Consider the following 12,770-nt stretch of genomic DNA (forward strand, 5'->3'; position numbering starts at 1 on the left):
ACTATGGCTGCCAAAATAAAATCTCGTTCTTTGTTTGATAAGACCATACTCATCCCGGCGATCGGGGATTCCTTTCGCAAACTGGCCCCGCGCCTGATGGTGCAGAACCCGGTGATGTTTGTGGCCATGGCGGGCGCTCTCGTCACCACGGCCAAGCTCTTCTATACTCCGCTTCACGGCGGGTCCTTCGGCTTCTTCGTGCAGATCGCCCTCTGGCTCTGGTTTACGGTGCTGTTCGCCAACTTTGCCGAGGCCATGGCCGAAGGCCGGGGTAAGGCTCAAGCCGCAACTTTGCGCCGCACCCGCACGCAAACCATGGCGAATCGCCGTCTCCCTAATGGGGTCATCGAGAGCGTTCCGGCAGAGTCCTTGCGCAAAGATGACATTTTCGTCGTCAAGGCCGGGGAGCCCATTCCTGCGGACGGTGAAGTCATCCAGGGCGCCGCGACCGTGGATGAGTCTGCCATCACCGGGGAATCGGCGCCAGTCATTCGCGAGGCCGGCGGCGACCGCAGCGCGGTGACCGGCGGCACCCGGGTGCTCTCTGACGAAATCGTGGTGCAGGTCACCGCCAACCCGGGGGAAAGTTTCATGGACCGGATGATTGGTCTCATTGAAGGGGCCAGCCGGCAGAAAACCCCCAACGAAATCGCTCTGACCATCCTGCTGGCTGCCCTGACCATCATTTTCCTCATGGTCATTGTGACCTTGAAACCCTTCGGGGCTTATGCCGGGGTAGTGTTTTCGGTGCCGGTGCTGGCTTCGTTGCTGGTCTGCTTGATCCCTACCACCATCGGGGGGCTTTTAAGCGCCATCGGCATCGCCGGCATTGACCGGCTGGTGCAGAAAAACGTGCTGGCCATGAGCGGCCGGGCTGCTGAGGCCGCGGGCGACGTGGACGTGTTGCTGCTGGACAAAACCGGCACCATCACCTTAGGCAACCGCCAGGCGGTGGAGTTCCTCCCCGCCCTGGGAATTGAGGCGAAAGAATTGGCTAACGTGGCGCAACTGGCCTCTCTGGCTGATGAAACCCCCGAGGGGCGCAGCATTGTGGTGCTGGCCAAAGAACATGGCTTGCGGGGGCGGGATCTGCATGAGTTCCCTCAGGCCCGTTTCGTGCCCTTCTCGGCCAAGACCCGCATGAGCGGCGTCGATATCGACGGAGACCGCTACCGGAAAGGGTCTGCGGATGCCCTCCGGGATTTTGTCGGTAAGTCCTTGCCCAAGGAAGTGGAAGGCGAGATCGAACGTATCGGCTTTTTGGGCGGCACGCCTTTAGTGGTCGCCAGCGCCGAAAAGGTCTTTGGAACTATTTACCTGAAAGATATTGTCAAGGGCGGTTTGCCGGACCGCTTTGAGCGTTTCCGGGCCATGGGGATCAAAACCATCATGATCACCGGCGATAATCCGCTCACCGCCGCGGCCATCGCCAAGGAGGCGGGGGTGGATGATTTCCTGGCCGAAGCCAAGCCCGAAGACAAGCTGGCCCTGATTCGCCGCCAGCAGGCGGCCGGGCATCTGGTGGCTATGACCGGCGACGGGACCAATGACGCGCCGGCGCTGGCCCAGGCCGACGTGGGCGTAGCCATGAATACCGGCACCCAGGCGGCTAAAGAGGCCGGTAACATGGTGGACCTGGATTCCAACCCGACCAAGCTCATCGAAGTCGTGGAAATCGGCAAACAACTGCTCATGACCCGTGGGGCGCTGACCACCTTCAGCGTAGCCAACGATGTAGCCAAATACTTTGCCATCATCCCCGCCATGTTGATGGTGACCTTCCCGCAGATCGCCCCGTTCAATATCATGAAACTGGCGTCGCCGGAAAGCGCCATCCTCAGCGCGGTGATCTTCAACGCCCTGATCATCATTGCCCTGGTGCCCTTGGCCTTAAAAGGCATCAAATTCCGGCCATTAGGGGCGGTGGCGATTCTGCGGCGCAACCTGCTGATCTATGGCCTGGGTGGGGTGTTGGCGCCGTTCATCGGGATCAAGCTCATCGACTTGATAATTGTCGCCTTTCGTCTGGTGTAAGGGGAACAAATAATGAATACTCAGGAATTGTTACGGGAAGTAAAAGTGTCAGCCTTGGTCACCGTGGCCCTGGTAATCTTGTTGTGCGGCGTTTACCCCCTGGTGGTGTGGGGTATCTCCCAAGCAGCCTTTCCGCATCAAGCCAACGGCTCTTTGGTGGAGCGACAGGGTCAGGCTGTGGGCAGCGCGCTCATTGTCCAAAATTTTACCGGCCCGCAGTACTTTCACCCGCGGCCCTCGGCCGCAGGCGAAACCGGCTATGACGGCACCAGTTCCGGGGGCAGCAACTTAGGGCCGCTGTCCGGCAAACTCGTGGACCAGGTTAAGGACCGTATTGCCGCGTATCGTGCGGAGAATAATCTGGCCCCTCATACCCTCATCCCGGCCGATGCCGTGACCGCCTCAGGCAGCGGGCTGGACCCTCATATCAGCCTGAAGAATGCGGCGATCCAGGCAAAACGGGTGACAGCCGCCAGGGGCCTAATCCCAGCCCAGGTAGCTAACCTTATTGAGACCTGCATTGATGGCCCCGGTTTGGGTTTCCTGGGCGAGCCCGGGGTCAATGTGCTTAAGCTTAACCTGGCCCTGGACGCCCTGACGAGTAGGTCCAATGCCGGATGATAAAGCCCTCAGTTTCCTTCGCCTGATCCGCCGGGCTCAGCGCGGCAGGCTTAAGGTCTATCTGGGCTATGGGGCCGGGGTCGGGAAGACCTGGCAGATGCTCAAGGAAGGCCACCGCCTGCAAAAAGAGGGTATTGATGTGGTCGCGGGCCTGGTGGAGACGCATGGCCGGGAAGAAACCGCCCAACTCATCGAAGGCCTGGAAGTCGTGCCCCGCCGCCAGGTGCAGTATCGCGGCATCACCCTTGAGGAGATGGACCTGGACGCCGTCCTGGCCCGTCGGCCCGAAGTTGCTCTGGTGGACGAACTGGCCCACACCAATGTCCCCGGCAGCAAAAACGGCAAACGCTATGAAGATGTACAGGACCTGCTCTCGGCAGGGATTCACGTCATTAGCACCCTCAACGTCCAGCATCTTGAAAGCCTCTATGATACCGTGGAAGCGCAGATCGGGGTGAGAGTTTATGAGCGGGTTCCCGATGCTGTTTTGGCCGAGGCTGATGAGATCGTCAACGTGGACCTGGCCCCGGAGGATTTACAGCAGCGGCTGCGGGAGGGGAAGATTTATCCCCATGAACGGGTTTCCACGGCCCTGGAAAACTTTTTTAAACGTGCCAACCTCAATCAACTGCGGGAGTTGACCCTGCGGGAACTCGCGGCTCAAATCGACCTCAAACGCCGGGCCGAACCGGAAGAGGAACATGATACCGCGCCCGACCAGGTCATGGTGTGCCTGAGTTCCCGCGGCCCCAACAGCGCGGCGCTGCTGCGGTACGGTTCCCGACTCGCCGGCCGTTTGAACCGAAATTGGTATGCAGTTTATGTACAGACGCCCCAGGAAGAACCCACCGCCATCGACGCCACCACCCAACGCCAGATCTCCGATACCTTGACCCTGGCCAAGCAATTAGGTGCCCAGGTTTTTCCCTTTAAGGGCGAAGATGTGGCGGAGACTATTTTGCACTTCGCGAAGGAATACCGGGTGGGACACATCGTGATCGGCAAGCCGGGGCCGCTGCCCGCCTGGAGGCGCTGGCTGGGAGGAAAAACCATTGTGGAGCAGCTAATCCGCAAGGGGCACGGGATCACTATCGTGGTAGTGGATACGCAGTTAAAATCGGAGGATGATGCCTTCAATGGCTAACTGGCAATTTTTGAGAGGGAGAGAGGGAATGGTCCACGCCCTTGCCCCGATTTTAAAGGTCCTTTCGAGACTTATTCCTTAAACCTCAGCCGGTATCCCACCCCCGGTTCGGTGCTTAAATAGGCCGGGCGCGTCGGGTCGGCTTCCAATTTGTGGCGGAGATGGTGAATGTAGTTGCGCAGATAATGCCCTTGCTCATCGCTGCCATAACCCCAGACTTCTTTCAAGAGTTGCCTCTGCGTAACCACCTTGCCGCTATGACGCACTAATACGGCTAATAGTTTAAACTCGATGGGGGTAAGATGAATTTCCTCTCCCCCCACCCAAACCAGGCGCTGGGCCAGGTCCACCCGCAGCTCTCCGGTTTGGAAGACCGGGCCCTCGCCGCCCCGGGAGCGGGTGAGGTGACGGATAGCCACTCTGATGCGGGCGGAGAGTTCCTCCACGCTAAAGGGCTTGGCCAAATAGTCATCAGCGCCGGCGTCCAGGCCTTCCACTTTCTCTTTATCCTTACCACGGGCCGAGATCACAATGATCGGAGTTGTGGACCACTCCCGAATTCTTTTGATCACTTCCAGGCCATCAAGATCGGGCAAGCCTAAATCCAGCAGGATAATATCGGGATTATGCAAGGCCGTCAGATTAATCGCCTCCGCTCCGGTGATGGCCTCCAGCAGTTTAAACCCTTGGGCTTCCAAAGCCGTTTTCAAAAAACGGCGAATAGGAACCTCATCTTCGACTATCAGCACAAGCCAACCGGAATCGGACACGGAATTTCTGCCTCCATACCAGGACACGCGAGCCTGAAGAAGTTATTGATCGTCATTTGCTTCTAGAGGCAAGGTGAACCTTACGGTTGCTCCCCCACCAGGACGATTTTCCGCCCATATCCGCCCGCCGTGGGCTTCCACGATGGCCCGGCAAATGGACAGTCCCAAGCCGTAACCTTTCTGGTCAAGATTACGGGTACCGCGCTCGAACATCTCAAATATCCGTTGCAGATCTTCCGGGGGAAACCCGGGGCCGGAATCGCTCACTTCCACTTCAATCTCCTGGTCCTGCTTAACGGCCCTGATGGCCAGGGGAGACCCGGGCGGGGTGTACTTGAGCGAGTTTTCCAGCAAGTTAATAAATATCTGTTCCGCCAGAGCCGAATCCAGTGGCACCATGGGCAGATCAGGGGGCAGAGTTGTCGTCACCGGTCGGTCTGCCAGCTTTTTCTCCAAACGGTTAAGCGCCGCGCCCACAACTTCTTCCAGAGGCTGCAATTCCTTGTGCAACTTGAGCGAGCCTGACTCCAGCAGAGCGATATTCAGAAGGTTACTGACCAAACGGCTCAGTCTCTCCGCCTCATCATAGATGTTGTGGAGCATTTCCCGGGCCGGTTCGTCTTCCAGCCGCCCCTTCAAATTCATCAGACTGCTGGCGGAACCCATAATAGCCGCCAAAGGCGTTTGAAAGTCATGGGTGATGGAAGAGAGCAGCGAGGAACGCAAGCGCTCGGTTTCCATGGAAATCTGCGCGTCCAGGGCCGCCTTCTCCAGGTGCTCGACTCCCAAAGCCAGCGCGACCTGCTTTGTCAAGGATTCAAGGAAACGCAGGCGAAATTGCTCCGGCAACAGCCAGTGGGGCGATTCCGGGGCTCGGGGCCGTAAGGCCAAAACGCCTAAGGTGGCGTTAGTCGCCTGCAAGGGCACATAGAGAATCTCGGAAGCAGGTGAATTTTGGGTCCCCCACCCGGCCGTCCGCCCGTTCTCATACGTCCATTGGGCCACGTTCATTTCTTTAATGATGTCTTTGTGAAAGACCGAGGCAAGATCACCTGCGGCCACGTGGACGCGGCCTTTTTCGTCGGGCAGCAGTGCCACCACCTGACACCCAAGGATCTTCGCGATATTCTCCACCGCGACCTGGAGAATCTGCTCAACGTCCCTGGCGCCGGCGAGTTGCCGGCTGAGGTCATACGCCGCGGCCGTCTGGCGCTCCTGAGAACGCGCAGCTTCGGCTTGCCGTCGAATCAGGGTGGTCAGGTGACTGATCACCAGGGCCACCAGGAACATCACCCCGAAGGTGAGGATATAATGGTTTGCCTCCACCGCAAAGGTAAATCGGGGCGGGACAAAACAGAAGTCAAAGGCTAAAACGCTCAAGAGAGAAACCAGGATAGCCGGTCCCCGCCCGCAATAAATGGCAGTGACCATCACCCCCAGCAGATAAACCATAATGAGATTGGGAAGTTCGAAGTAAGGGAACATCAGAAAGGAAAGAGCGGTGGCTATGACAAAATATAGGAGTCCCATCTCATATTCAGGCCGATGGATGCCCTTCGGCTGAACCAGATCCGGTGACTCTTTCGTTTCTCCCGGTGCTCCCGTCAGGACATAAACATCGATATCGCCGCCCAAACGCACCAATTCGTCCACCGGACTCCGGGAAATAAGCTCTCTCCACCGCGACCGGCGCGGTTTGCCGGTAATAATCTTGGAGATATTCCGCCTGCGGGCGAAGGTGATAATCTCGGCGGCGATGGCACGACCTCTCAAGGTGATGGTTTCCGCGCCCAATTGCTCGGCCAGCCGCAGATTATAGACGGCTCGGTTCCGTTCTGCCTCCGGCAACCGCAGCATCCTGGGGTCCTCGACGTAGACGGCAAACCATTCCGCCTGCAAACGGCTGGCCATTTGCTGAGCAGATCTGATCAAATCGATGCAGGCAGGATTCGGGCCTACGCATACGAGGATTCTTTCTATCGTGGCGTTCACCTTGTCTGACCTCATGAAATTCCCTCATTTGTGGCCGGTTTTTTACTAGTCATAAGGGTAAATCATCAATAATCATAATGTCGTAAAAATTATTACCGCTCCTGTAAATTTTCTATAAAAATTGCAAGACCGTGAGATGGACTGTGACCTTAATAGGCTTAGGGGGCAGAAAACTTTCCTTTCTCAGTCGACCCCGGGACAGCCTGTTTTACCTTAAATTATTTGGTTAATATTCACCGATATGTTCACCTAAATTGGGCTATAATTCAGCTTACAACATTATCTTGGGGGCGCGGCGGCATGGGTAAGGCATCTAAGGGCAAAAAGTTTAGTAAGAACCGACGATCTGCCGGCTCAGCCAGCCGCGCCTTGCCGACGAGCCCGGTCAATCCAGGTATCGTCCGTACCGCCCGGGAAAATGTGGTTGAGATCGTCCATCAAGGCCGGGGGCTGGACCGGGTTTTGGAAATCGCCACCAGTGCCTTTTTCCTGGCTGAGCACCTGGTATGGCGCTTTGAAGCTGAAAACCCGCTCCCCCAACCCTTGGCCTGCCAGGAAGGCTGCGACGCCTGCTGCCATAATCTGGTGGAACTGACTCCCCCGGAAGCCCTGCTCCTCGGCCACCATATCCACCGGCATTTTTCCGACGGGGAAAAAAACCTGGTGCTGACCCAGGTGGCCAAAAACCTCTCCATGGCCGCGGGTAAAAGCAAAGTTGCGCTCGCCACCCTGAGACAAGAGCTGCCCTGCCCCTTGTTGCGCGATCGCAAATGTTCGGTCTACCCCATCAGGCCCCTGGTCTGCCGCGCCATGCACGCCCTGAACCGGGAGCGCTGCGAGGCCGACTTACATTCCGGCAGCCTGGCTGGAAGTCAATACTACGAACACCGCCACGCCACTGTCCTGTCGGTGAGCGCCGGCATCTTGGAGGGCTGCCGGGCCGTGGGCTGCCAGGCCGGGACGTTGAGCCTGGACCGGGCCCTGCATGATTTTTTCACCCAGGAAAATTGTGCGGAGAGATGGATAACTGGGGAAGCCGTATTCAGATCACCGGCTTGAAGGAGTCCCGGGAGAGCCTTGCCCTGCCTCCCGGGAGCCCTGATGTTAGTTAAGCCTGGAAGGGAAATTATCAGACTTAAAACGTAAAAACTTTGGATTCCGCGGCCAGGTCGATCAGGGTGACGCCGGTGCCAATGGCCGTGCCCGGGGGCAGGTCGTCGGCGCTGATGAGCCGGGTTTCTGCACAGGGTTTGCATACTAGGATGGTGGCCTTCTTCTCCACCAGGAACTTCCAGTAGGTGATGAGTTCATCCCCGGTGGGGGCTTTGACCCGTTCGGTAAGGGACAGGTTGGTAAAATAGGTGGCATCGTCAACCAGGAACACCGTGACCTCATGGCCCTTGTCAGCGGCGATCTTGGCGAATTGGAAGCAGCGCACCGCTCGGGTGGGGTCTTCCGGACCCCGGGTCAGAACAAAGAGAAATTTGCTCATAAAAACTCCTCGCTCAACGTGTACAAAATTGCAATGAGTTTGCGATTGCTAAGACCATTATACCGCGGTTTTGCACATAGGTGAAGGCCACAAGGGGATTTTTCCGTCTCCGAAGAGGTCAGCGGCCGTGTCCCGCATCTCATTGGCCTTCAGCATCCCCCTGGCCTGGGCCAGCGGCCTCCAGGTGCTTCTGTTTCAACTCCACCGGGTCGCCGGGCAGCGGCGAAACCGCCACGAAGTTGACGTCAGCGAAGAAGACTTCGAAGCAGGTCCAGTCCTCCGGGATGGGCTCATCGCAGACGCAAACCCGGCCCCCGGGGGCTTCCCAGGGCGCCGCCAGCCAGTCGGGAAGAAAGGCCTCGTGGGGCACGGCCCGAAGCATGATGGTGCCGTCACCAAAATTGTTCATGCCAGGCGTTTCCAGCTCCAAACGGACGCCATCCTCTGTCTCTACCAACCGGCCAGGACGATATATCCTGGTGCCCACCGTTAATTGAGTATCCATGGAGCCCTCTTAACCTCTTGCCAATTTATGGCGCTTGCCAAAAGTTCTTTCCTTTTATTCCCCTCTCCCCTTGTGGGAGTGGGTGAGGGGTTAGTAGCAATAAAACTTTTGGCAACGAGTATAATTATATCCACATAGCCTTATCGTGTCCCAAAAGCAACGCCGGACCAGAGCACCCCTCAGAGCTTTTCCAGGGGCCGTGGCTCAAACTCCGCCCGAGCATCATACACGAAGAGAGCCCGCAGTTTGTCCCAAAAATCCCCCCCCAGCACGAAGAGGCTGGCCAGAAAGATGAAGTCCGCAGCCAGATTGACGTAGAGCCGCTGAGGAGAATGGTCCGGAAGCCATTGCGGGGCATAGGCCATAATGTAGGTCGGTATGAGCGGCAACAGGAACATGATCAGACCCAGCCGATATCGGTTCCGGCTCACCAGGGCGGTGGGTTTGACACGCTTCAGGCAAGCAAGGAGCTTATTTTTGAGGTGCATGAGGTTTTCTTTGCCTAGACACAACACCGCGAGAAGTCCCAACAATTCCGGCCCCCCCACCGTCAGCAGGCCGATGATCGTGGCTTTGGCGCCCAGGGACAGGTTCAGTTTGGCCACCAGGATGCCGAAGAGGGGCAAGATCCAGGCCAACACAAAGAAGAACAGCCCCAGATAGAAACGCAGCTTCTGGTTCATAAATACCTTTGCAAAACCCGCGATCAATCACCGCTCCGTCATTGAAACGGTGGAGCTTTGCGAATATGATTTTTTGCATTATAGGGGAATGATGGAGGTCTGACCAGGGCATTAGTTCGGCTACGAGACTGAAGATCCGCGTCAGAGGGCTTTAGCGCGTTCTCCGAAAATTTATGATCAGGTAAGATCGACCTTGACTTTACGCGGCAAACGCTTAACCTTGAACCATAAAAGCCATTAAAAGAAAGGATGCTCAATGATGCGCACAAGCAGAATTCTTCTCAGTCTGGCGATGGTGGCCTTTATCCTGGTGGCGGTCACCCCCGGTACAGCCCAGCAGCCGTACTACCCCGTCGCTTCGGTCTCCATTGATATGACCAGCGTGGCCGCGGGCATCGGCTTCAGTTCGGGCAGCGGCGTTTTGAGGTACAACGGCAAGCGCTATCTCTTCAAGATTGATGGCCTCAGCGTGGGCAATGTAGGCATCGCCTCCATCAGCGCGGTGGGCAACGTCTACAACTTGAACAATATTTCCCAGTTTGCCGGCAACTATGCGGCCGCCGGGGCAGGCATCGCCCTGGCCGGGGGTGCAGCCGGCTTGACCATGCAGAACCAGAGCGGCGTTATTATCAATTTGTATGCGGTGCAGCAGGGGGTGCAGTTGAACATCGGCCCCCAGGGCTTCAATATCACCATGCAATAGCAAGACTGCCCCGGATCGGGACCGCCGCACCCTGACGGTCCCGGTCGTCTCGACCCTGCTTCCCCAATAAGGCACATCAGGTCAGGGTTCCTTTCAGGTAAGCCTGTCTTTTGGTTTCGGGAAATTTCTCAATAGCATAGCGCAGCATGGTACGGGGCATTTTCCGGTAATGGGCCAGCAGGAAGGTTTCCGCTAAGGTCATCTCGCGCTTACCCACCTCCCGCAGCATCCAGCCCACCGCTTTGTGAATCAAGTCTTCCGAATCGCCTAGCAGGAGGCGGGCGATTCTGAGGGTCTCATCAAAATTTCCCTCTTTGATAAAGGCAAAGGTGGCCATGATGGCTATCCGCCGCTCCCACAAAACCGGAGACACGGCCAGGCGCGAGAGCAGGGACTTATCGCGCTCTCTCAGGTAATGGCCCACCAGGTGCGGGGCCGAGGCATCCACCAGGTCCCAGTTATTGACAAACGTCGTGTGCTCCAGATAAAGATGGTGGATTCTGGACCTGACGGCGTCTTCGCCTTGGTAGTAATGGTCCATCAGGACGAAGAGAGCCAGTAACCGGTCTTCGTGGAAGGCGGACCGGAGCAATTCTACAGCCTCGGCCAACGGCAGTTGGCGATACTTCCTGGTTAATTTTCTCAAGACCGGGACGCGGATACCCCGGAACCGGTCGCCCTCGCCGTACTCTCCCGGCCCGGTCTTAAAGAAGCGCTGGAGTATGGCGGCCTGCCGGGTATCCCCCAGACGGGCCAACTCTCCCTGAATTTCTACCATCAGCATTGCAGGAGTGCCACCTTTCGATTCGGGTTTAGGCCGTGACGCTGATCCGACCTAAATAGGCCTCCAGCACCAGGGGGTTGTGGCGCACTTCGTCAGGGGTCCCGTAGGCGATGCGGCGGCCGCCGTCCAGGACCACCACGTGATCTGAGACCCCCATCACCAGCTCCATGTCATGTTCCACCAGAACCATGGTTTTCCCCGCCAACCGCATCTGGCGGATAAGGGTGGCCACCGCCGCAGTCTCTTCAGGATTTAAGCCCGCCACCGGTTCGTCCAGCAGAGTCAGGACCGGCTGCGACACAAAGGCCCGGGCCATCTCCACCCATTTCCGGTCTCCATAGGGCAGCACCCCCACGGGCCAACTGGCCTTGTCCGCCAGGCCGAAGACGTCCAGGGTCTGAAGGGCCATGAGTTTCAACCGCCGCTCCCGGTGCCGTAGCCCGGGAGGACGGAAGAGTGCTTCCAGCATGGAGGCGCCGGCCTGGATGGTGAGGCCGCAGAGAACGTTGTCCAAAACCGATAAGCGAGGAAAGATGCGGAGGTTTTGGAAGGTGCGGGTAATGCCCAGGCGAGCCACCCGGTGAGCCGCCATCCCGGCAATATCAGCGCCCTGGAACCGGATGTCTCCCTGGTCCGGCCGGCTGACCCCGGTAAGACAGTTGATGAGGGTGGTCTTGCCTGCGCCGTTGGGACCGATGAGGGCAGTGACTTTCCCCTGTTCTACGCAAAAGCTGACGTCGGCCAGAGCCGGCACTCCCCCGAAGTGCTTGCTGAGACCGAAAATTTCAAGAAGATCGCCGGACATGGAAACGATCCCTCATGGGCGTTCGTCTATGGCCAACCGTCGCCGTGCCCAGCGGATACGAATGATGTCCACCAACCCGGATACGAAACCCTGGGGCAAGAAGAGCAGGATCACCACCAAGATCAGGCCGTGAATGATATCCGTGTAGGTTTCCAGAAATCCCAGAAAATGCGGGAGCACCGTAATGAACCCCGCTCCGAACAGGGTGCCCCAGACGGACCCCAGCCCACCCACCACCACCATAATTACCAGGTCCAGGGACTTGAAGATACTAAAACCTTCGGGGTTGACGTAGCCGAAATAGTGGGCGTAGAGGCTGCCGGCCACTGAGGCGAATACCGCGGAGAGAATAAATACGCTAATTTTTTTGCGCCGCACGTCAACCCCCAACGCGGCGGCGGCAACTTCGTCCTGGGCCAGGGCAGCCAACCCCCGTCCCACCCCGCTCCGCACCAGGTTGAGGCACAGCGTCAGAGCCACCAGGGCAAAAGCCCAAACCAGGTAATGAAACTTGAAATCACTGTCGAAGGTCAGGCCTCCGATGGACAGGGGCGGCACCCCGGAAAGGCCGCTGGGCCCGCCGGTGACCGCGTCCCATTCCACGAAAATGCTGTCCACGACATAGTTAAACCCCAAGGTCGCCATGGCAAGGTAATGCCCCGTGAGCCTCAGGGTGGGAACGCCGATGATCAAGGCCATAAGCGCCACCACTATGGCAGTCAGGGCCATGGCAGGCCAGGCGGGCCAGGCATAGCTAACGGTGAGGATGGCTGAACCGTAAGCCCCCAGGCCGAAAAACGCCGCGTGCCCCAAGGATATCTGGCCGGCAAAGCCTATGAACAGGTTGAGACCCAAAACGACGATAACATAAAGGCCGATGAGGTTGAGAATGCCCAGGGTATAAGGATTGCGCAACACCAGGGGCGCGAGGGCTAAAATCATGGCCAGCCCCCACACCATAAGCCCCGTGCGATGGCGGATGCCGAAAAATTTGGCCTTTTCCCAAACCCCCATGGATAATGTTCCAGCTTAACGGGAGGATTTCAGGAAGCGTGCGATGCTACGGTCATACGTGCGCTCCACCTCAGGAGAGAAATAACACGCCGGCAACTCGCCGGACACGCGGTGATAGCTGAGGCATTCGCAACAGATGCCTTTGCGTTCGCAGGGCTCATAGGTGCAGTTGCATTTCGCCAGATTAGCCTGCTGGTTGGGACATTCTTTCATTCTTACAATC

The 12,770-nt window shown here is 57.7% G+C and carries 14 protein-coding genes; 5 read left to right on the forward strand and 9 right to left on the reverse strand.

Features of this window, described 5'->3' with window-relative positions; translation table 11 throughout:
• Positions 1-3 precede the first annotated feature (3 nt).
• Genes kdpB through WC600_11335 form a run of 3 tightly spaced genes read left to right on the forward strand, consistent with a single transcriptional unit; the run spans position 4 to position 3,799 of the window.
• A complete protein-coding gene (gene kdpB, locus WC600_11325) occupies positions 4-2,034 on the forward strand; it encodes a potassium-transporting ATPase subunit KdpB (GenBank protein ID MFA4903319.1) in 2,031 nt (676 codons plus the stop codon).
• A gap of 12 nt (positions 2,035-2,046) precedes the next feature.
• Positions 2,047-2,655: a K(+)-transporting ATPase subunit C gene (kdpC, locus tag WC600_11330; protein ID MFA4903320.1), complete on the forward strand. Its 609-nt coding sequence runs from the start codon at positions 2,047-2,049 to the stop codon at positions 2,653-2,655.
• The gene (locus WC600_11335; protein MFA4903321.1) at positions 2,645-3,799 is read left to right on the forward strand and encodes a histidine kinase; all 1,155 of its coding nucleotides are present in this window, start codon (positions 2,645-2,647) and stop codon (positions 3,797-3,799) included. The genes kdpC and WC600_11335 overlap by 11 nt, the downstream gene beginning before the upstream one ends.
• Positions 3,800-3,870: 71 nt before the next feature.
• Here the strand turns inward: WC600_11335 and WC600_11340 are convergent, their stop codons facing one another.
• Both WC600_11340 and WC600_11345 read right to left on the reverse strand, forming a co-directional pair.
• Positions 3,871-4,569, reverse strand: coding sequence for a response regulator (locus WC600_11340; protein ID MFA4903322.1), 699 nt, complete (start codon positions 4,567-4,569; stop codon positions 3,871-3,873).
• 42 nt (positions 4,570-4,611) lie between these two features.
• On the reverse strand, positions 4,612-6,576 hold the full coding sequence (locus tag WC600_11345) for an ATP-binding protein (GenBank protein MFA4903323.1): 1,965 nt from the start codon (positions 6,574-6,576) through the stop codon (positions 4,612-4,614).
• Positions 6,577-6,861: 285 nt separating this feature from the next.
• On the opposite strand from WC600_11345, the gene WC600_11350 reads away from it, so the two are divergent.
• Positions 6,862-7,620, forward strand: coding sequence for a YkgJ family cysteine cluster protein (locus WC600_11350; protein ID MFA4903324.1), 759 nt, complete (start codon positions 6,862-6,864; stop codon positions 7,618-7,620).
• A gap of 76 nt (positions 7,621-7,696) precedes the next feature.
• Here WC600_11350 and WC600_11355 read toward each other — a convergent pair whose 3' ends face one another.
• From WC600_11355 to WC600_11365, 3 genes are all read right to left on the reverse strand, one after another.
• On the reverse strand, positions 7,697-8,053 hold the full coding sequence (locus WC600_11355) for a DsrE family protein (protein MFA4903325.1): 357 nt from the start codon (positions 8,051-8,053) through the stop codon (positions 7,697-7,699).
• A 139-nt stretch (positions 8,054-8,192) separates the two neighbouring features.
• Positions 8,193-8,558: a hypothetical protein gene (locus WC600_11360; GenBank protein ID MFA4903326.1), complete on the reverse strand. Its 366-nt coding sequence runs from the start codon at positions 8,556-8,558 to the stop codon at positions 8,193-8,195.
• Between the two features lie 179 nt (positions 8,559-8,737).
• On the reverse strand, positions 8,738-9,241 hold the full coding sequence (locus tag WC600_11365) for a hypothetical protein (protein ID MFA4903327.1): 504 nt from the start codon (positions 9,239-9,241) through the stop codon (positions 8,738-8,740).
• A 256-nt stretch (positions 9,242-9,497) separates the two neighbouring features.
• On the opposite strand from WC600_11365, the gene WC600_11370 reads away from it, so the two are divergent.
• Positions 9,498-9,944, forward strand: a complete 447-nt coding sequence (locus tag WC600_11370; GenBank protein MFA4903328.1) for a hypothetical protein — start codon at positions 9,498-9,500, stop codon at positions 9,942-9,944.
• 76 nt (positions 9,945-10,020) lie between these two features.
• Here the strand turns inward: WC600_11370 and WC600_11375 are convergent, their stop codons facing one another.
• From WC600_11375 to WC600_11390, 4 genes are read right to left on the reverse strand one after another with little or no spacing between them, the layout of a single operon-like run.
• The gene (locus WC600_11375) at positions 10,021-10,728 is read right to left on the reverse strand and encodes a DNA alkylation repair protein (protein ID MFA4903329.1); all 708 of its coding nucleotides are present in this window, start codon (positions 10,726-10,728) and stop codon (positions 10,021-10,023) included.
• Positions 10,729-10,756: 28 nt separating this feature from the next.
• Positions 10,757-11,533, reverse strand: a complete 777-nt coding sequence (locus WC600_11380) for an ABC transporter ATP-binding protein (GenBank protein MFA4903330.1) — start codon at positions 11,531-11,533, stop codon at positions 10,757-10,759.
• A gap of 12 nt (positions 11,534-11,545) precedes the next feature.
• Positions 11,546-12,547: a branched-chain amino acid ABC transporter permease gene (locus WC600_11385; GenBank protein ID MFA4903331.1), complete on the reverse strand. Its 1,002-nt coding sequence runs from the start codon at positions 12,545-12,547 to the stop codon at positions 11,546-11,548.
• 15 nt (positions 12,548-12,562) lie between these two features.
• Positions 12,563-12,760: a DUF6485 family protein gene (locus WC600_11390; protein MFA4903332.1), complete on the reverse strand. Its 198-nt coding sequence runs from the start codon at positions 12,758-12,760 to the stop codon at positions 12,563-12,565.
• Positions 12,761-12,770 lie beyond the last annotated feature (10 nt).

It is taken from the genome of Desulfobaccales bacterium, assembly GCA_041648175.1.
GTDB lineage: Bacteria > Desulfobacterota > Desulfobaccia > Desulfobaccales > 0-14-0-80-60-11 > 0-14-0-80-60-11.